This is a genomic window from Escherichia sp. E4385 (assembly GCF_963883145.1).
In the GTDB taxonomy this organism is placed as follows: Bacteria; Pseudomonadota; Gammaproteobacteria; order Enterobacterales; family Enterobacteriaceae; genus Escherichia.
The window spans coordinates 82,538-100,890 of sequence record NZ_CAWOOJ010000019.1 but is presented as its reverse complement, the minus strand read 5'-3'; the positions used below and the strand labels follow the sequence as shown (position 1 = coordinate 100,890).

Below are 18,353 nucleotides of genomic sequence, written 5' to 3'. Positions count from 1 at the left end.
ATAATTTGAGGGCGGAAAGATACACACAAGTTATGTATCTATCAGTGATCTTGATCTCAAATACAATAATCTACTTGGAAGATAGATAATCCCAATGCTTTACTCTGTAAATCAAAAGTAAAAGAGAATTTAAGGGCAATATTTGGCAGATTAACGACATCTGGCCTCTTCCGGGGCGCGCAATATATGTAGGTTGAACTGCAAAAATCAATACTTTTAGTTAATGATTACAAGATTTTCTTTTTTTCGGAGATAAAATGCGGTCTTCAAATTAAGGGAAACGTTTGCGTTGCAACATAAATTGTATGACATATTACAGGTGGTGATATTAATGACATGATGACGCGCTTAAACATTCATATAACAAATGAAATAGATTGATTAGTGAGCGACCAAAAAAGAGAAAAACCCGGCAACAAACGTTACCGGGGAAGGGAGGATTAGGTGCAGATTTCGTAGCAAGGGATGTAGGCAGAGCCTGGTAACTTCATACGATGTTGGGCAACAAACCCCTGAAGCAGGTCGTCCATACGGCGCATGATCTCTTTATCACCGTTGATTTTGTATGGCCCAAACTCTTCAATGGCGCGAATGCCGACTTCTTTTACGTTACCGGCTACAATGCCAGAAAATGCACGACGCAGGTCGGCAGCCAGCACTTCAACGGGCTGATCCGGGTAAAGCTTCAGATTAGCCATATTCTCGTGAGACGGCTCAAACGGCATTTGCAAATCTGGCGTAATACGCATTGACCAGTTAAAGCTGTAGGCATCGCCCGTATCGCGACGGTTTTCTTTCACCTGCGCCATCGCTTTTTTCATCTGACGGGCTACTTCTGCAGCGTCATCAATGATGATGCGATAATGGCGGCGCGCGTTTTCTCCCAACGTATGCACGACAAACTCGTCCAGTACGCGGAAGTAATCAGCACTCTCTTTCGGGCCGGTGAGGATCAATGGCAAGACCTGATCTTTGTTGGCCGGATTCATTAAAATTCCCAGCAAATACAGTAGCTCTTCCGCTGTACCCACACCGCCAGGGAAGATAATGATGCCGTGGGCGATACGGACAAACGCTTCCAGACGTTTTTCGATATCCGGCATGATGATCAGTTCGTTAACCAGCGGGTTAGGCGGTTCAGCGGCGATAATTGATGGTTCAGTCATACCAATAAAACGGCTGTCTTTGTAACGCTGTTGGGCGTGTCCAACCGCTGCGCCTTTCATCGGCGCTTCCATCGCGCCTGGACCACAGCCAGTGCAAATATTTAACTCACGCAGCCCCAACTGATTACCAACGCGACGGGCATACAAATACTCGTTTTCGTTGATGGAGTGACCGCCCCAGCACACCACCATATTGGGCGCTTCGCCCACGTGCAGCGCGCGAGCATTGCGCAAGATAGAAAAGACCAGGTTGGTAATATGAACAGAGTTGTCGAGATTCAGATTTGGAAAACGAACGGTGTTATGGATTTGCCCATAGACGAAGAGAATGTCGCGCAGAACGGCAAACAAGTTGGCCTGCAAGGAGCGAATGATACGCCCATCGACAAAAGCTTCTTCCGGGGGATTGATCAGTTCTAACTTAACGCCGCGTTCACGGCGTAGCACGTTAATGTCGAAATTCTCAAAACGGGACAGCAATTCTTTGCTGTTATCGGTGAGGCTACCGGAGTTCAGAACAGCGAGTGAACAGTTGCGAAATAATTGATAGAGGTCGCTGCTGGCGGTGCGTTTAAGCATGTCCACTTCCAACTGCGACAACATATCCATGGAGCCAAGAGGGCTAATATGTGTAATCAAGAAAAACTCCTTATGGGACGATTATCGTCATTCCCTTTGATTACAATAGCCCTGCCTGATGACCTTTCACAACCTTATGCGTGAATCCAGCCCGCAAAATTGAGAAAAATTTTATTGCCGTGCCAGACGGGTTGTCGATGGGACAAAATTACAGTTACTGCGCCATGGGTTAATGTCCAGACCGCCACGACGGGTATAACGTGCGTAAACGCTTAATTTCTCTGGCTGGCAGAAGCGTAACAGGTCATTAAAAATGCGCTCTACGCACTGTTCATGGAACTCGTTATGATGACGGAAAGAAACCAGATAACGCAGCAGTTTTTCCCTGTCAATCTTGCGTCCACGATACTGAATCTGGATAGATCCCCAGTCTGGTTGATGAGTAATCAGGCAGTTTGATTTCAGCAGGTGGCTAACGAGTGTTTCTTCCACCACTTTCTCGCCGCTGATGGCATTCTCAAGATAGTCAGTGGTGAATTCATAGTTATCGATAGCGATATCCTGGTCATCAATGCAGGTGCCATTGAAATGCCCCACCGGCTGACCTTCCAGTTCATCAAGACGATATAACGCCACGCTAACGTTACCCTGGGCGCAAGTGCTTAAGTCGCGCTCCAGCGTCTGGCGCACTTCATCCCAATTGTTAAAGCGTGTCTGGTTAAAGCTGTTGAGATAGAGCTTAAAACTCTTCGACTCAATGAGATTTACGCTGGTGTAATCAAGTTCAACATGACCCACGGCAACCTGCGGCAAACCTTTCGCATTCAGCCAGGAAAGTTCATATAGCGTCCAGATATCCGTACCGTGAAAAGGCAGATTATCTGCTTTCAGGCCCAGCGGATCGCGATTCAAACTACGTGGAACGCCTTGTAGCAGGCTGGCGTCATAGGTATCCCGGTAATCGGTTGATTTTCCAAGAGTCAGGCCCGCAAGTGCCTGATGGTTTGCATAAGAAGACATGTTTCACCGTCATAAACCAGATAAACTAAACGACAAGTGTATCTGGTTTAAGTGAAGAGAGAAATTAGTGGACGAATTGACCGCACAAGCCTTGAGAGATTTTACCACGCGTTACTGTGATGCATGGCACGAACAGCACAATAGTTGGCCGTTAAGCGAGGAGCTGTATGGCGTTCCTTCACCGTGCATTATTTCAACCACTAATGATGCTGTGTTCTGGCAACCGCAGCCGTTTAGCGGTGAGCAAAATGTAAACGCGGTTGAGCGTGCGTTTGATATTGTGATACAACCCGCAATTCATACCTTCTATACGACCCAGTTTGCCGGGGATATGCATGCGCAGTTTGGCGATATCAAACTGACATTACTGCAAACCTGGAGCGAAGATGACTTCCGCCGGGTGCAGGAAAACCTGATTGGACATCTGGTTACCCAGAAACGTCTGAAACTGCCCCCCACGTTATTTATCGCCACACTGGAAGAAGAGTTGGAAGTGATTTCGGTGTGTAATCTCTCTGGCGAAGTATGCAAAGAGACGCTGGGGACGCGGAATCGTATGCATTTAGCCTCAAATCTTGCGGAATTCCTTATGCAGCTTAAGCCTCTTCTGTAATCCAAATACCCCGTCTAGTTGTGAGAGATCTCTTACAGACCCTGTAGGAGATCGCCAGGAAGTAAGTGAATACTTAAAAAGATAAGAATCGATATTTCTATTTTAAATCAATGCATTGAAGAAAGATTCTTAACTTTCATATGAAATTTTCCTTAAGGCATTGTCTGTAAGCGCCTTGTAAGACTCAGCGAAAAAGACGATTCTATCTTCGTCGACAGGGAGTCAGACAACGAAGTGAACATCAGGATGATGACACTTCTAAAGGACACGCCAGGATGGTGCTTCAGGGAAAGGCTTCTGGATGAAGCGAAGAGGAAAACGCTGGATGCGTTAAAGGACACCTCCAGGACGGAGAATGAGAACCGGTCAGGATGATTCGGTGGGTCAGGATGGCCAGGGACACTTCAGGATGAAGTATCACATCGGGGTGGTGTGAGCAGGAAGCATTAGTTCAGGATGAACGATTGGTCGCAAGACCACAGGAAAAGTTGTCAAGGATGAGCAGGGAGCAACAAAAGTAGCTGGAATGCTGCGAAACGAACCGGGAGCACTGTTAATACAGTGCTCCCTTTTTTTATTCCTGCTATCCTTCGCGGCAGTTTTTTCTTCTTGAGGTTGTTTTATGACCACTCATGACCGCGTTCGTCTTCAGTTGCAGGCGCTTGAAACATTACTGCGTGAACATCAGCACTGGCGGAGCGATGAACCGCAGCCGCATCAATTCAACAGTACCCAACCTTTCTTTATGGATACGATGGAGCCACTGGAATGGTTGCAATGGGTACTGATCCCGCGAATGCACGATCTCTTAGATAATAATCAGCCATTGCCAGGGGCTTTCGCCGTGGCGCCGTATTATGAAATGGCGCTGGCGACGGACCACCCCCAGCGCGCGCTTATTCTGGCGGAGCTGGAAAAACTGGATGCGCTTTTTGCGGATGATACAAACTGATGCTGGAAATACTCTACCAGGATGAATGGCTGGTTGCGGTTAACAAACCGTCTGGCTGGCTGGTTCACCGCAGCTGGCTGGATCGTGACGAAAAAGTGGTGGTCATGCAAACCGTACGTGACCAGATTGGTCAGCACGTGTTTACCGCGCATCGGCTGGACCGACCGACTTCCGGCGTATTGCTGATGGGATTATCCAGCGAGGCCGGACGGCTGTTAGCGCAACAGTTTGAACAGCACCAAATCCAGAAACGTTACCATGCGATTGTGCGTGGCTGGCTGATGGAAGAAGCGGTGCTGGATTATCCGCTGGTGGAAGAACTGGATAAAATCGCCGATAAGTATGCCCGCGAAGATAAAGACCCGCAGCCAGCAGTGACGCATTATCGCGGTCTGGCGACGGTTGAAATGCCAGTTGCGACCGGGCGTTACCCGACGACACGCTACGGTCTGGTGGAACTGGAGCCGAAAACCGGACGCAAACATCAGCTTCGTCGCCATCTCGCCCATTTGCGCCATCCGATTATTGGCGACAGCAAACATGGCGATTTGCGCCAGAATCGCAGCGCGGCTGAACATTTTGGCCTCCAGCGGTTAATGTTGCACGCCAGTAAGTTGTCATTGACGCATCCTTTTACTGGCGAGCCGCTGACTATCCACGCCGGTCTGGACGACACCTGGATGCGGGCATTATCACAATTTGGCTGGCGCGGTCTGCTTCCTGAAAATGAAAGGGTTGAGTTCAGCGCGCCATCGGGTCAGGATGATGAGATAAGTTCCTAATCCAGGGAGAAAATGGTATGGCGGAAATTGGTATTTTTGTAGGCACCATGTACGGGAATTCACTGCTAGTGGCCGAAGAAGCGGAAGCGATTCTGACCGCACAGGGCCACAAAGCAACGGTGTTTGAAGACCCAGAATTAAGCGACTGGTTACCCTATCAGGACAAGTATGTTCTGGTAGTTACGTCCACCACCGGGCAGGGCGACCTTCCTGACAGCATTGTGCCACTCTTTCTGGGCATAAAGGATAACCTCGGTTTCCAGCCGAACCTGCGTTACGGCGTGATTGCGCTCGGCGACAGTAGTTATGTGAATTTCTGCAACGGTGGCAAACAGTTTGATGCTTTGTTACAGGAACAGAGCGCGCAGCGGGTAGGGGAAATGCTGCTGATCGATGCCAGTGAAACCCCGGAACCAGAAACGGAATCCAATCCGTGGGTTGAGCAGTGGGGGACGCTGTTGCCCTGATTTGTTCAGCGATCGGCAAAATACCGTTTTAGCGGTGCTGAATCGAGTCTTTTCAGGCAAATGCCTGTAAAAACTGCTTCTTAGCGCGGGTTTTTACTGGCGTTTGCCTGGAGTCAAGCGATCCATTTCATACTCTTCTTTATTTCTCCGATTTAACCCTTCCTTTCTTGTTCTTGTTTTCATTTCCGTGAAGTGGATTCCACCGTCCAGGGCTAATGCCAAAATCGAGCCTCATTGAACGCATTAATGTTGTGTTGTTGCACGGTGAGCCGCTATGGCGCGCTTTTTATACTGCTATTGCCAGATATAAAACACGCGCCGCATTCGGCGAACGACCTATAAAAACGGCAAAAACACCCTACGTCACCTCTGATTTCCTGGCGATGTCGCAGTCCAGAGTGAGCGTGGCTAACGCGAATTTTCAGGAGTGCAACAATGAGTTCTTTAAGTCAGGCTGCGAGCAGTGTGGAAAAACGCACGAATGCTCGTTACTGGATAGTGGTGATGCTGTTTATCGTCACATCTTTCAACTACGGCGATCGCGCTACGCTCTCGATCGCCGGTTCGGAAATGGCCAAAGATATCGGTCTTGATCCAGTGGGTATGGGCTATGTGTTCTCTGCTTTCTCATGGGCTTATGTTATTGGGCAGATCCCTGGCGGCTGGTTGCTGGATCGCTTTGGTTCAAAACGCGTCTACTTCTGGTCAATCTTTATCTGGTCGATGTTTACCTTGCTGCAAGGTTTCGTCGATATCTTTAGTGGATTCGGCATTATCGTTGCCTTGTTTACTCTCCGCTTCCTGGTAGGGCTTGCCGAAGCACCTTCTTTTCCCGGCAACAGCCGAATCGTGGCAGCCTGGTTCCCGGCGCAGGAAAGGGGAACGGCGGTGTCGATTTTTAACTCCGCCCAATACTTCGCAACGGTGATCTTCGCGCCGATTATGGGCTGGCTGACTCATGAAGTGGGTTGGTCACACGTCTTCTTCTTTATGGGCGGTCTGGGCATTGTCATCAGTTTTTTCTGGCTGAAAGTCATCCACGAGCCAAATCAACATCCGGGCGTAAATCAGAAAGAGCTGGAGTACATCGCCGCTGGCGGCGCGCTGATCAATATGGATCAGCAAAACACCAAAGTTAAAGTGCCGTTCAGCGTGAAGTGGGGGCAGATCAAACAGCTGCTCGGTTCGCGGATGATGATCGGTGTTTATATCGGTCAGTATTGTATCAACGCCCTGACTTACTTCTTTATTACCTGGTTCCCGGTTTATCTGGTGCAGGCGCGCGGGATGTCGATTCTGAAAGCGGGCTTTGTGGCTTCCGTTCCTGCTGTTTGCGGTTTTATCGGCGGCGTGCTGGGGGGGATTATTTCCGACTGGCTGATGCGCCGCACGGGCTCGCTGAACATTGCGCGTAAAACACCGATCGTGATGGGCATGTTGCTGTCGATGGTGATGGTGTTCTGTAACTACGTCGATGTTGAGTGGATGATCATCGGTTTCATGGCGTTGGCCTTCTTCGGTAAAGGCATCGGGGCGCTGGGTTGGGCGGTAATGGCAGATACTGCGCCGAAAGAGATTAGCGGTCTTTCCGGCGGCCTGTTCAATATGTTCGGTAACATTTCCGGTATCGTCACGCCAATCGCAATTGGTTATATCGTTGGCACGACTGGCTCCTTTAATGGGGCGCTGATTTATGTCGGGGTTCATGCCTTAATTGCGGTGCTGAGCTACCTGGTGCTGGTGGGCGATATTAAACGTATTGAGCTGAAACCTGTCGCGGGGCAATAAGATGACGACACAATCCAGTCCAGTCATTACTGATATGAAAGTCATTCCGGTCGCCGGACATGACAGCATGTTGCTCAATATTGGTGGTGCACATAACGCATATTTCACCCGCAACATTGTGGTACTCACCGATAATGCCGGACATACCGGCATTGGTGAAGCACCGGGCGGAGAGGTGATTTATCAAACGCTTGTCGATGCTATTCCGATGGTTCTGGGCCAGGAAGTCGCGCGACTGAATAAAGTGGTCCAGCAGGTGCATAAAGGTAATCAGGCCGCCGATTTTGATACCTTCGGCAAAGGTGCCTGGACCTTTGAATTGCGCGTTAACGCCGTGGCGGCGCTGGAAGCCGCTTTGCTTGACCTGTTAGGTAAGGCGCTGAATGTTCCGGTCTGTGAACTGCTTGGCCCAGGCAAGCAACGCGATGCTATTACCGTCCTCGGTTATCTGTTTTATATCGGTGATCGGACTAAAACCGATCTTCCTTATCTGGACAGTACGCCAGGCAACCATGAGTGGTATCAATTGCGCCACCAGAAAGCGATGAACAGCGAAGCCGTTGTGCGTCTGGCGGAAGCCTCACAGGATCGCTATGGCTTTAAAGATTTCAAACTCAAAGGCGGCGTATTACCCGGCGAGCAAGAAATCGACACCGTTCGTGCATTGAAGAAACGCTTCCCGGATGCGCGGATTACCGTTGATCCCAACGGTGCCTGGCTACTTGATGAAGCCATTTCTCTATGCAAAGGGCTGAATGATGTTCTTACCTATGCTGAAGATCCATGCGGCGCAGAACAAGGCTTCTCCGGCCGTGAAGTGATGGCGGAGTTTCGGCGGGCGACCGGCTTGCCCGTCGCGACCAACATGATCGCCACCAATTGGCGCGAAATGGGTCATGCGGTGATGCTCAATGCGGTAGATATTCCACTTGCCGATCCGCACTTCTGGACGCTTTCCGGTGCAGTCCGTGTGGCGCAGCTTTGCGACGACTGGGGGCTGACCTGGGGCTGTCATTCCAACAACCACTTCGATATCTCTCTGGCGATGTTTACCCATGTGGGCGCGGCGGCACCGGGTAATCCCACCGCTATCGATACCCACTGGATTTGGCAGGAGGGCGATTGTCGCCTGACCAAAAATCCGCTGGAGATTAAAAACGGAAAAATTGCCGTTCCTGATGCGCCCGGCCTGGGCGTGGAACTGGACTGGGAACAGGTACAAAAGGCGCACGAAGCCTATAAACGTCTGCCTGGCGGCGCGCGTAACGACGCGGGTCCGATGCAGTACCTGATCCCCGGCTGGACCTTTGACCGTAAACGTCCCGTTTTCGGCCGTCATTGATTTTGAATAAGGATATAAATATGAATTCTCAATTTACGACGCCTGTTGTTACTGAAATGCAGGTCATCCCGGTGGCGGGTCATGACAGTATGCTGATGAATCTGAGTGGCGCACACGCACCGTTCTTCACGCGTAATATTGTGATCATCAAAGATAATTCTGGTCACACCGGCGTAGGGGAAATTCCCGGCGGCGAGAAAATCCGTAAAACGCTGGAAGATGCGATTCCGCTAGTGGTAGGTAAAACGCTGGGTGAATACAAAAACGTTCTGACGCTGGTGCGTAATACTTTTGCCGATCGTGATTCTGGCGGGCGCGGTTTACAGACTTTTGACCTGCGTACCACTATCCATGTAGTTACCGGGATAGAAGCGGCAATGCTGGATCTGCTTGGGCAACACCTTGGAGTTAACGTGGCATCCTTGCTGGGCGATGGTCAACAGCGTAGCGAAGTCGAAATGCTGGGTTATCTGTTCTTTGTCGGCAATCGCAAAGCCACACCGTTACCGTATCAAAGCCAGCCGGATGACAAATGCGACTGGTATCGTCTTCGTCACGAAGAAGCGATGACGCCGGATGCGGTGGTGCGCCTGGCGGAAGCGGCGTATGAAAAATATGGCTTCAACGATTTCAAACTGAAGGGCGGTGTACTGGCCGGGGAAGATGAAGCCGAATCTATTGTGGCACTGGCGCAACGCTTCCCGCAGGCACGTATTACGCTCGATCCTAACGGTGCCTGGTCGCTGAACGAAGCGATTAAAATTGGTAAATACCTGAAAGGTTCGCTGGCTTATGCAGAAGATCCGTGTGGTGCGGAGCAAGGTTTCTCCGGGCGTGAGGTGATGGCAGAGTTCCGTCGCGCGACTGGTCTGCCGACTGCAACCAATATGATCGCCACCGACTGGCGGCAGATGGGCCATACGCTCTCCCTGCAATCTGTTGATATCCCGCTGGCGGACCCGCATTTCTGGACGATGCAGGGTTCGGTACGTGTGGCGCAAATGTGCCATGAATTTGGCCTGACCTGGGGGTCACACTCTAACAACCACTTCGATATTTCCCTGGCGATGTTTACCCATGTTGCCGCAGCTGCACCGGGTAAAATCACCGCGATTGATACGCACTGGATCTGGCAGGAAGGTAATCAGCGCCTGACTAAAGAGCCTTTTGAGATCAAAGGCGGTTTGGTACAAGTGCCGGAAAAACCGGGTCTGGGTGTAGAAATCGATATGGATCAGGTGATGAAAGCCCACGAGCTGTATCAGAAATACGGGCTTGGCGCGCGTGATGATGCGATGGGGATGCAGTACCTGATTCCTGGCTGGACGTTCGATAACAAGCGTCCGTGCATGGTGCGTTAAGACAGAATACAAAAACCGGCTCTGTCAGGAGCCGGTTTGAGACTGATGCCAAACACAAAATTGCCTGATGCGCTACGCTTATCAGGCCCACATGCTTTTTTAATTCATTGAATTTGAATGGTTTCGTAGGCCAGTAAGGCGTTTTCGCCGCATCCGGCATAAACACAGGCACCTTGTCACCAGTCTGAAACCGGCTTCATAAGAAGCCGATTTTTACTCGATAAAATATTTATTACCCAAGAATTTTACTGGCTTCGCGTGCCACATTATCCATCTCGTCCAACAATTCCAGTAGCTCCGGCTCCAAATCTTCTTCTTTAGTACCGCTTCGTAGCTGTTGTTCGATAAGTTGACAGAGATTCTTCATACGCGGCACACCGCTATAGCCGCAACTGCCATGCAGTTTATGAATCAAATCAACCAGGCCTTCCGGGTTTTCCCCAACTAGTTGTTCCTCAACTTTGTTGCGAACTTCTGGCAGGAAATCGAGCAACATTTGCAGCATATCGCGCGCCAGATCGGTTTTGCCAGCGGCCTGGCGTAGCGCCAGTTGCCAGTCCAGAGTCGCATTCTGGTTCACCACAATTTCGTTCACTTCTGGCGTCACAACGCGGGAGGAAATGCCGCTGCCGGGTTTGTAGCGCAGCAGCAAATTATGCAATCGCTCTTCTTCTATCGGTTTCGCCAGATAATCGCTCATCCCCGCGCCAAGTAATTTCTCTTTTTGCCCAGCCATCGCATGTGCAGTCACCGCGATGACTGGCGTTTGTTGCTGGTGCGGAAGCTGGTGGATAAGTTCGCATGCACGAATGCCGTCCATGTCCGGCATTTGAATATCCATTAAGATTAAATCGAACGGCATCTGTTTTGCTCGTTCAACCGCCTGATGCCCGCTATCGCACAACTCCACATGCTGAACCATGTCTTCCAGCAATGCGCCGATAAGTTTCAGGTTGGCGGGGTTATCATCAACAGCCATAACCGTCATTACCAGCTTACTTTCGTCGGTGACAGGCAACAGCGTATTTTGTGTTTGATGGCAAAACTCGGTCAGTACAGGCAACAGACGTGTAGGCGTCAGGGGTTTCAGCAGACACGCGCCGATACCATCTTGCTTGAGCTTTTCGGCATTGACCTGCGCATGACACGGAAGGGCGAGCATCAGAAAATCGGTCATCGACACCGCTTTCGCTAACCGCTCATGTTGCATCGTTAGCGGTTCGCGGAAAGTCACCGCAATCCCTAACAACATCATGTCGTAATGCGCGGGAGGGAGTGCCGAGAAGCTTGGGCTGTAGACCACCTCAAGCGGTGTTTCGCTTAAAATATCCAGCGTGCACTGCGCGGCTGCCGAGTTCGGTTCGACATAAGCCAGGCGTTTGCCTGTGAGGCACTGGGTGGATGGTCCTTCAATAATAATATTCGGGTTCAGATCGAGATTAATATGGAACCAGAAGGTTGAGCCACGATTCGGCTGGCTATGGAACGAGATATCCCCGCCCATCTCATTAACCAGTTTTTGCGTAATTACCAGCCCCAGCCCGGTGCCGCCATGACGGCGTGAAATACTGGCATCTGCCTGTCTGAAGGCCTGGAACAGGCGCGATTGATCGCGTTCAGGAATACCAATACCGGTATCGCGGATCTGCACTTCAATCTGAACTTTGGTATTACTCAGCGCTCGTTTTTCCACCAGAATATCGATGTTGCCATTCTCGGTGAATTTAATCGCATTCCCCACCAGGTTAGTGATAATTTGCTGTAAACGCAGCGGATCGCCTATCACGTTATCTGGCACGTCGCTCTTAATATTGAGCGTCAATTCCAGCCCTTTATCGTGAGAAGAATGCGCCAGAAGAGTAACCACTTCATCCAGCGTGCTGCGCAGCGGGAACGGAATACTTTCCAGAATCAGCTTGCCCGCTTCCAGTTTCGAGAAGTCGAGAACATCATTAATAATTGCCAGCAAATTATTTGCCGAGCGTTCAATCGTGTTCAGGTGATCGCGCTGCGTTGGCGTTAATTCTGTTTTCAGCGTCAGGCGGGTAAAGCCAATAACCCCATTCAGCGGTGTACGCAGCTCATGTGACATGTTCGCCAGAAACTCGGACTTAATACGCGCCGCTTCCTGGGCGCGCTTTTTCGCCAGGTCCAACTCAACGTTCTGAATTTCCATCTGCTCCAGCGTTTCACGCAGATCGGACGTCGCCTGGTCGATATTGTGCTGCATCTCTTCGTGATAAGCCGCCAGAGACATTGCCATCGAATTAATGCCGTTTTTCAGCATATCCAACTCGCCGAGCATAAATCCTTCCACCCGGCTGTCGAGTTGTCCTCGGCGGATGCGGTCGACAGTATTCACCATGTTGCGAATCGGGCCGGTTACATCGCGCATGAGTCGCCAGCCAAAAATAAGCGCAATACCAATACAGAACAGCATCATCACGCTGGAAATAAAAATCTCTTTATATTGCTGTAAGCGCACCGATTTAAGGTCCAGCTCAAGGGCAATATACCCCAGCATATTCTGACTATTTTTGGCATCGCTAATGGGCGATTCGTCGGGAGAATAACTCTCGGAGATAATCGGCGTACGCAAAATCATAATATCGCCATCACGTGTGACAGTGAGCTGGCGCGGAAATGGCACGTTACTACCGAGCTGCATTGCTGAAGGGTCGAGATGAAAATTGGAGGTGACAAAGAGTCGGTTATTTTCATCGTAAACTGAAATGGCGCGAACAATATCAGAATGGCGACGATGCAAAACGCTTATCAACTGACCGATAGATTCGCGATTTTGCAGGCTCATGCCATATTCAGTAGAAACTGCAAGCGGCTCAATAATGCTGGCACCGGCATCTTCCAGTTGACGCTGCAAGTCGTTATAGCGATGCACGACGAAAAAGATACTGAGCAATAAACCAATAAGGACGGTCGGCGCCAGGATCAGAATCATCATGCGTGCGCGCAGGCTGTAGTTGGTCATGGAGTTCCGTTATGGGACAATTAAGGTCACACTGTTAAATTGAGAAAGTCTCGCCAATGGCGCAATTCTACTCTGCAAAACGACGCGTGACGACGCGTCAGATCATAACCGTTTCAGTCAACGACCTCGACTCTTTTGGTCAGGGCGTGGCACGACATAACGGAAAAGCGTTATTTATCCCCGGGCTATTGCCGCAGGAAGACGCGGAAGTTACTGTTACTGAAGATAAAAAACAGTATTCCCGCGCTAAAGTCGTGCGCAGGCTAAGCGACAGCCCGGAACGCGAAACGCCACGCTGCCCTCATTTTGGCGTATGCGGCGGCTGTCAGCAACAACACGCCAGCATCGAACTACAGCAGCGAAGCAAAAGTGCGGCGCTCGCCCGGTTAATGAAGCACGACGTCTCTGAAGTGATCGCCGATGTTCCCTGGGGGTACCGTCGCCGCGCGCGCTTAAGCCTGAACTATCAGCCGAAAACACAACAATTACAGATGGGATTTCGCAAAGCGGGTTCCAGTGACATTGTCGATGTTAAGCAATGCCCCATTTTAGCGCCCCAACTTGAAGCATTGCTGCCCAAAGTCAGGGCATGCCTGACCAGCTTACAAGCCATGCGCCATCTTGGTCACGTTGAACTGGTGCAGGCAACCAGCGGCACGCTGATGATTTTACGCCATACCGCACCGCTAAGTTCGGCTGATCGTGAAAAACTGGAACGCTTTTCGCATTCTGAAGGCCTGGATCTGTTTCTCGCTCCCGATAGTGAGATACTCGAAACCGTCTCTGGCGAGATGCCCTGGTATGACTCAAATGGGTTGCGTTTAACTTTTAGCCCGCGTGATTTTATTCAGGTCAACGCGGGTGTGAACCAGAAAATGGTGGCTCGCGCGCTGGAGTGGTTGGATGTGCAGGCTGAAGACAGCGTGCTTGATCTGTTCTGCGGTATGGGCAATTTCACACTGCCATTAGCGACACGAGCGGCTAGCGTGGTAGGGGTAGAAGGTGTTGCGGCGCTGGTGGAGAAAGGTCAGGAAAATGCGCGACTTAATGGTTTACAAAATGTGACGTTTTATCATGAGAATCTTGAAGATGATGTCACAAAGCAACCGTGGGCTAAAAACGGCTTTGACAAAGTGTTGCTGGACCCGGCGCGAGCAGGTGCTGCTGGCGTCATGCAGCAAATTATAAAACTGGAACCCATTCGTATAGTTTATGTATCCTGTAACCCTGCGACGCTGGCTCGGGATAGCGAGGCGTTATTAAAAGCAGGATATACCATTGCGCGACTGGCGATGCTGGATATGTTCCCACACACGGGGCATCTGGAATCGATGGTGCTTTTTTCGCGCGTTAAATAGTTACGATTTGCTGATTTCGGCAGGTCAGGTCCCTAAAGGAGAGGACAATGGTTGCGGTAAGAAGTGCACATATCAATAAGGCTGGTGAATTTGATCCGGACAAATGGATCGCAAGTCTGGGGATTGCCAGCCAGAAGTCGTGTGAGTGCTTAGCCGAAACCTGGGCGTATTGTCTGCAGCAGACGCAGGGGCATCCGGATGCCAGTTTGCTGTTGTGGCGTGGTGTCGAGATGGTGGAGATCCTCTCGACATTAAGTATGGACATTGACACGCTGCGGGCGGCGCTGCTGTTCCCTCTGGCCGATGCCAACGTAGTCAGCGAAGACGTACTGCGCGAGAGCGTCGGTAAGTCGGTCGTTAATCTTATTCACGGTGTGCGCGATATGGCGGCAATCCGCCAGCTGAAAGCGACGCACACTGATTCTGTTTCCTCCGAACAGGTCGATAACGTTCGCCGGATGTTATTGGCAATGGTCGATGATTTCCGTTGCGTGGTCATTAAGCTGGCAGAGCGAATTGCCCATCTGCGTGAAGTGAAAGATGCGCCGGAAGATGAACGTGTACTGGCGGCAAAAGAGTGTACCAACATCTACGCGCCGCTGGCGAACCGTCTCGGGATCGGGCAACTGAAATGGGAACTGGAAGATTACTGCTTCCGTTATCTCCACCCGACCGAATACAAGCGCATCGCCAAATTGCTGCATGAACGCCGTCTCGACCGCGAACACTATATCGAAGAGTTTGTCGGTCATCTGCGCGCTGAGATGAAAGCTGAAGGCGTTAAAGCTGAGGTGTATGGTCGTCCGAAACACATCTACAGCATCTGGCGCAAAATGCAGAAAAAGAACCTCGCCTTCGATGAGCTGTTTGATGTCCGTGCAGTTCGTATTGTTGCCGAGCGTTTACAAGACTGCTACGCCGCGCTGGGGATAGTGCACACTCACTATCGCCACTTGCCGGATGAATTTGATGATTACGTCGCAAATCCGAAACCAAACGGCTATCAGTCTATTCATACTGTGGTACTGGGGCCGGGTGGCAAAACCGTTGAGATCCAAATCCGCACCAAACAGATGCATGAAGATGCAGAGCTGGGTGTCGCTGCGCACTGGAAATACAAAGAAGGTGCGGCTGCTGGCGGGGCGCGTTCGGGACATGAAGACCGGATTGCCTGGCTGCGTAAACTGATTGCGTGGCAGGAAGAGATGGCTGATTCCGGCGAAATGCTCGACGAAGTACGCAGCCAGGTCTTTGACGACCGGGTATACGTCTTTACGCCGAAAGGTGATGTCGTTGATTTGCCTGCGGGATCAACGCCGCTGGACTTCGCTTACCACATCCACAGTGATGTCGGACACCGCTGCATCGGGGCAAAAATTGGCGGGCGCATTGTGCCGTTCACCTACCAGCTGCAAATGGGCGACCAGATTGAAATTATCACCCAGAAACAGCCCAATCCCAGCCGTGACTGGTTAAACCCAAACCTGGGCTATGTCACAACCAGCCGTGGGCGTTCGAAAATTCATGCCTGGTTCCGTAAACAGGATCGTGACAAAAACATTCTGGCTGGACGACAAATCCTTGATGACGAGCTGGAACATCTGGGGATCAGCCTGAAAGAAGCAGAAAAACACCTGCTGCCGCGTTACAACTTCAATGATGTCGACGAGTTGCTGGCGGCGATTGGTGGCGGGGATATCCGGCTCAATCAGATGGTGAATTTCCTGCAATCGCAATTTAATAAGCCGAGTGCCGAAGAGCAGGACGCCGCCGCGCTGAAGCAGCTTCAGCAAAAAAGCCATGCCCCGCAAAACCGCAGTAAAGATAACGGGCGCGTGGTAGTAGAAGGTGTCGGCAATCTGATGCACCACATCGCGCGCTGCTGTCAGCCGATTCCTGGTGATGAAATTGTTGGTTTCATTACTCAGGGACGCGGTATTTCTGTGCACCGCGCCGATTGTGAACAACTGGTGGAGTTACGCTCCCATGCGCCAGAACGCATTGTTGATGCAGTATGGGGCGAGAGCTACTCCGCCGGATATTCGCTGGTGGTCCGCGTGCTGGCTAATGATCGTAGTGGGTTGTTGCGTGATATCACGACCATTCTCGCCAACGAGAAGGTGAACGTGCTTGGCGTTGCCAGCCGTAGCGATACCAAACAGCAACTGGCAACCATCGATATGACCATTGAGATTTATAACCTGCAGGTGCTGGGCCGCGTGCTGGGTAAACTCAATCAGGTGCCGGATGTTATCGACGCGCGTCGACTGCACGGGAGTTAGGCCGAAATTTGCTCGTATCTACAATGTAGATTGATATATACTGTATCTACATATGATAGCGGTTTGAGGAAAGGGTTATGATCCACAGTAGCGTAAAGCGTTGGGGAAATTCTCCTGCAGTGCGGATCCCGGCTACGTTAATGCAGGCGCTCAATCTGAATATTGATGATGAAGTGAAGATTGACCTGGTGGATGGCAAATTAATTATTGAGCCAGTGCGTAAAGAGCCCGTATTTACGCTTGCTGAACTGGTCAACGACATCACACCGGAAAACCTCCACGAGAATATCGACTGGGGGGAGCCGAAAGATAAGGAAGTCTGGTAATGGTAAGCCGATACGTACCCGATATGGGCGATCTGATTTGGGTTGATTTTGACCCGACAAAAGGTAGCGAGCAAGCCGGACATCATCCGGCTGTTGTCCTGAGTCCGTTCATGTACAACAACAAAACAGGTATGTGTCTGTGTGTTCCTTGTACAACGCAATCAAAAGGATATCCGTTCGAAGTTGTTCTATCCGGTCAGGAACGTGATGGCGTAGCGTTAGCTGATCAGGTAAAAAGTATCGCCTGGCGGGCAAGAGGAGCAACGAAGAAAGGAACGGTTGCCCCAGAGGAATTACAACTCATTAAAGCCAAAATTAACGTGCTGATTGGGTAGTGTTACTAACTCACTTCTATTCTGGTCACAGGTTTCCACCTGACAGGCCCGCAATTTTCAGGACATTCTAATGAATCAAATCGACCGTTTGCTCACTATCATGCAGCGCCTGCGCGATCCGGAAAACGGCTGCCCGTGGGATAAAGAGCAGACATTTGCTTCTATAGCACCTTACACACTTGAAGAAACCTACGAAGTGCTGGACGCCATTGCCCGCGAAGACTTTGACGATCTGCGCGGTGAGCTCGGCGATCTGTTGTTCCAGGTGGTGTTTTACGCGCAAATGGCCCAGGAAGAAGGGCGCTTTGACTTTAATGATATTTGTGCTGCGATCAGCGATAAATTAGAGCGTCGCCATCCGCATGTTTTTGCTGACAGTTCTGCCGAAAACAGCAGTGAAGTTCTCGCCCGTTGGGAGCAGATCAAAACCGAAGAGCGCGCGCAGAAAGCACAGCATTCGGCGCTGGATGATATTCCTCGTAGTTTACCGGCTTTAATGCGTGCGCAAAAAATCCAGAAACGTTGCGCCAACGTTGGTTTCGACTGGACGACGCTTGGCCCGGTGGTCGATAAAGTCTACGAAGAGATCGACGAGGTGATGTACGAGGCGCGGCAGGCTGTTGTCGACCAGGCTAAACTGGAGGAGGAAATGGGCGACCTGCTGTTTGCCACGGTTAATCTGGCTCGCCATTTAGGGACGAAAGCAGAAATCGCATTGCAAAAAGCGAATGAAAAATTCGAGCGTCGTTTTCGCGAAGTGGAGCGTATTGTTGCCGCGCGTGGACTGGAAATGACAGGTGTTGACCTCGAAACAATGGAAGAAGTCTGGCAACAGGTAAAACGGCAGGAAATTGATCTCTAAGGGAATTACGCGGTCAAGCGCCATTTGTGTCATTTTTTAAATGACAAGCGCTTGATTTGCGTCAAAAACATTTACCCCAAAGGGGCTATTTTCTCACTCCTGATTTCAATAGTGCGCTGGCGAAGAGGAGG

General features: G+C 50.7%; 15 protein-coding genes. 12 read left to right on the top strand and 3 right to left on the bottom strand.

Annotated features, from left to right (window positions below):
* Window positions 1-440 precede the first annotated feature (440 nt).
* Together ppnN and queF are read right to left on the bottom strand one after the other, a co-directional pair.
* Window positions 441-1,805 carry a nucleotide 5'-monophosphate nucleosidase PpnN gene (ppnN, locus tag AACS80_RS19425; protein ID WP_130207698.1) on the bottom strand — a complete coding sequence of 455 codons (1,365 nt, stop codon included), beginning with the start codon at window positions 1,803-1,805 and terminating at the stop codon, window positions 441-443.
* Between the two features lie 111 nt (window positions 1,806-1,916).
* On the bottom strand, window positions 1,917-2,765 hold the full coding sequence (gene queF / locus AACS80_RS19420) for an NADPH-dependent 7-cyano-7-deazaguanine reductase QueF (protein ID WP_130207696.1): 849 nt from the start codon (window positions 2,763-2,765) through the stop codon (window positions 1,917-1,919).
* A 67-nt stretch (window positions 2,766-2,832) separates the two neighbouring features.
* Between queF and syd the strand changes: the two genes are divergently transcribed.
* From syd to gudD, 7 genes are all read left to right on the top strand, one after another.
* Window positions 2,833-3,378: a SecY-interacting protein gene (gene syd / locus AACS80_RS19415; protein ID WP_130207694.1), complete on the top strand. Its 546-nt coding sequence runs from the start codon at window positions 2,833-2,835 to the stop codon at window positions 3,376-3,378.
* Window positions 3,379-4,000: 622 nt separating this feature from the next.
* Window positions 4,001-4,330: a YqcC family protein gene (locus tag AACS80_RS19410; RefSeq protein WP_130207692.1), complete on the top strand. Its 330-nt coding sequence runs from the start codon at window positions 4,001-4,003 to the stop codon at window positions 4,328-4,330.
* The gene (gene truC, locus AACS80_RS19405; RefSeq protein WP_135410330.1) at window positions 4,330-5,112 is read left to right on the top strand and encodes a tRNA pseudouridine(65) synthase TruC; all 783 of its coding nucleotides are present in this window, start codon (window positions 4,330-4,332) and stop codon (window positions 5,110-5,112) included. The genes AACS80_RS19410 and truC overlap by 1 nt, the downstream gene beginning before the upstream one ends.
* A gap of 17 nt (window positions 5,113-5,129) precedes the next feature.
* The gene (locus AACS80_RS19400) at window positions 5,130-5,579 is read left to right on the top strand and encodes a flavodoxin (RefSeq protein ID WP_130207688.1); all 450 of its coding nucleotides are present in this window, start codon (window positions 5,130-5,132) and stop codon (window positions 5,577-5,579) included.
* Between the two features lie 435 nt (window positions 5,580-6,014).
* The gene (gene gudP, locus AACS80_RS19395; protein WP_135407692.1) at window positions 6,015-7,367 is read left to right on the top strand and encodes a galactarate/glucarate/glycerate transporter GudP; all 1,353 of its coding nucleotides are present in this window, start codon (window positions 6,015-6,017) and stop codon (window positions 7,365-7,367) included.
* 1 nt (window position 7,368) lies between these two features.
* On the top strand, window positions 7,369-8,709 hold the full coding sequence (locus AACS80_RS19390) for an enolase C-terminal domain-like protein (RefSeq protein WP_135410329.1): 1,341 nt from the start codon (window positions 7,369-7,371) through the stop codon (window positions 8,707-8,709).
* Between the two features lie 20 nt (window positions 8,710-8,729).
* On the top strand, window positions 8,730-10,070 hold the full coding sequence (gene gudD, locus AACS80_RS19385; RefSeq protein ID WP_130259346.1) for a glucarate dehydratase: 1,341 nt from the start codon (window positions 8,730-8,732) through the stop codon (window positions 10,068-10,070).
* A gap of 232 nt (window positions 10,071-10,302) precedes the next feature.
* Here gudD and barA read toward each other — a convergent pair whose 3' ends face one another.
* Window positions 10,303-13,059 carry a two-component sensor histidine kinase BarA gene (gene barA, locus AACS80_RS19380; protein ID WP_130207684.1) on the bottom strand — a complete coding sequence of 919 codons (2,757 nt, stop codon included), beginning with the start codon at window positions 13,057-13,059 and terminating at the stop codon, window positions 10,303-10,305.
* A 56-nt stretch (window positions 13,060-13,115) separates the two neighbouring features.
* Between barA and rlmD the strand changes: the two genes are divergently transcribed.
* From rlmD to mazG, 5 genes are all read left to right on the top strand, one after another.
* On the top strand, window positions 13,116-14,417 hold the full coding sequence (rlmD, locus tag AACS80_RS19375) for a 23S rRNA (uracil(1939)-C(5))-methyltransferase RlmD (protein WP_130259345.1): 1,302 nt from the start codon (window positions 13,116-13,118) through the stop codon (window positions 14,415-14,417).
* A 47-nt stretch (window positions 14,418-14,464) separates the two neighbouring features.
* On the top strand, window positions 14,465-16,699 hold the full coding sequence (relA, locus tag AACS80_RS19370) for a GTP diphosphokinase (RefSeq protein WP_130207682.1): 2,235 nt from the start codon (window positions 14,465-14,467) through the stop codon (window positions 16,697-16,699).
* Between the two features lie 77 nt (window positions 16,700-16,776).
* Window positions 16,777-17,025, top strand: coding sequence for a type II toxin-antitoxin system antitoxin MazE (mazE, locus tag AACS80_RS19365; RefSeq protein ID WP_000581937.1), 249 nt, complete (start codon window positions 16,777-16,779; stop codon window positions 17,023-17,025).
* Window positions 17,025-17,360 (top strand): endoribonuclease MazF, encoded by a 336-nt coding sequence (mazF, locus tag AACS80_RS19360; RefSeq protein WP_135410328.1) that lies wholly within the window; start codon window positions 17,025-17,027, stop codon window positions 17,358-17,360. The genes mazE and mazF overlap by 1 nt, the downstream gene beginning before the upstream one ends.
* A gap of 70 nt (window positions 17,361-17,430) precedes the next feature.
* Complete coding sequence (mazG, locus tag AACS80_RS19355) at window positions 17,431-18,222, top strand: nucleoside triphosphate pyrophosphohydrolase (protein WP_112912024.1); 792 nt, start codon at window positions 17,431-17,433, stop codon at window positions 18,220-18,222.
* Window positions 18,223-18,353: the final 131 nt, after the last annotated feature.

Bases quoted from the DNA above. Each gene is read 5' to 3' on its own strand.
- queF (WP_130207696.1), bottom strand. From the start codon at position 2,765: ATGTCTTCTTATGCAAACCATCAGGCACTTGCGGGCCTGACTCTTGGA.
- AACS80_RS19410 (WP_130207692.1), top strand. From the start codon at position 4,001: ATGACCACTCATGACCGCGTTCGTCTTCAGTTGCAGGCGCTTGAAACA.
- truC (WP_135410330.1), top strand. From the start codon at position 4,330: ATGCTGGAAATACTCTACCAGGATGAATGGCTGGTTGCGGTTAACAAA.
- AACS80_RS19400 (WP_130207688.1), top strand. From the start codon at position 5,130: ATGGCGGAAATTGGTATTTTTGTAGGCACCATGTACGGGAATTCACTG.
- gudP (WP_135407692.1), top strand. From the start codon at position 6,015: ATGAGTTCTTTAAGTCAGGCTGCGAGCAGTGTGGAAAAACGCACGAAT.
- AACS80_RS19390 (WP_135410329.1), top strand. From the start codon at position 7,369: ATGACGACACAATCCAGTCCAGTCATTACTGATATGAAAGTCATTCCG.
- gudD (WP_130259346.1), top strand. From the start codon at position 8,730: ATGAATTCTCAATTTACGACGCCTGTTGTTACTGAAATGCAGGTCATC.
- barA (WP_130207684.1), bottom strand. From the start codon at position 13,059: ATGACCAACTACAGCCTGCGCGCACGCATGATGATTCTGATCCTGGCG.
- rlmD (WP_130259345.1), top strand. From the start codon at position 13,116: ATGGCGCAATTCTACTCTGCAAAACGACGCGTGACGACGCGTCAGATC.
- relA (WP_130207682.1), top strand. From the start codon at position 14,465: ATGGTTGCGGTAAGAAGTGCACATATCAATAAGGCTGGTGAATTTGAT.
- mazE (WP_000581937.1), top strand. From the start codon at position 16,777: ATGATCCACAGTAGCGTAAAGCGTTGGGGAAATTCTCCTGCAGTGCGG.
- mazF (WP_135410328.1), top strand. From the start codon at position 17,025: ATGGTAAGCCGATACGTACCCGATATGGGCGATCTGATTTGGGTTGAT.
- mazG (WP_112912024.1), top strand. From the start codon at position 17,431: ATGAATCAAATCGACCGTTTGCTCACTATCATGCAGCGCCTGCGCGAT.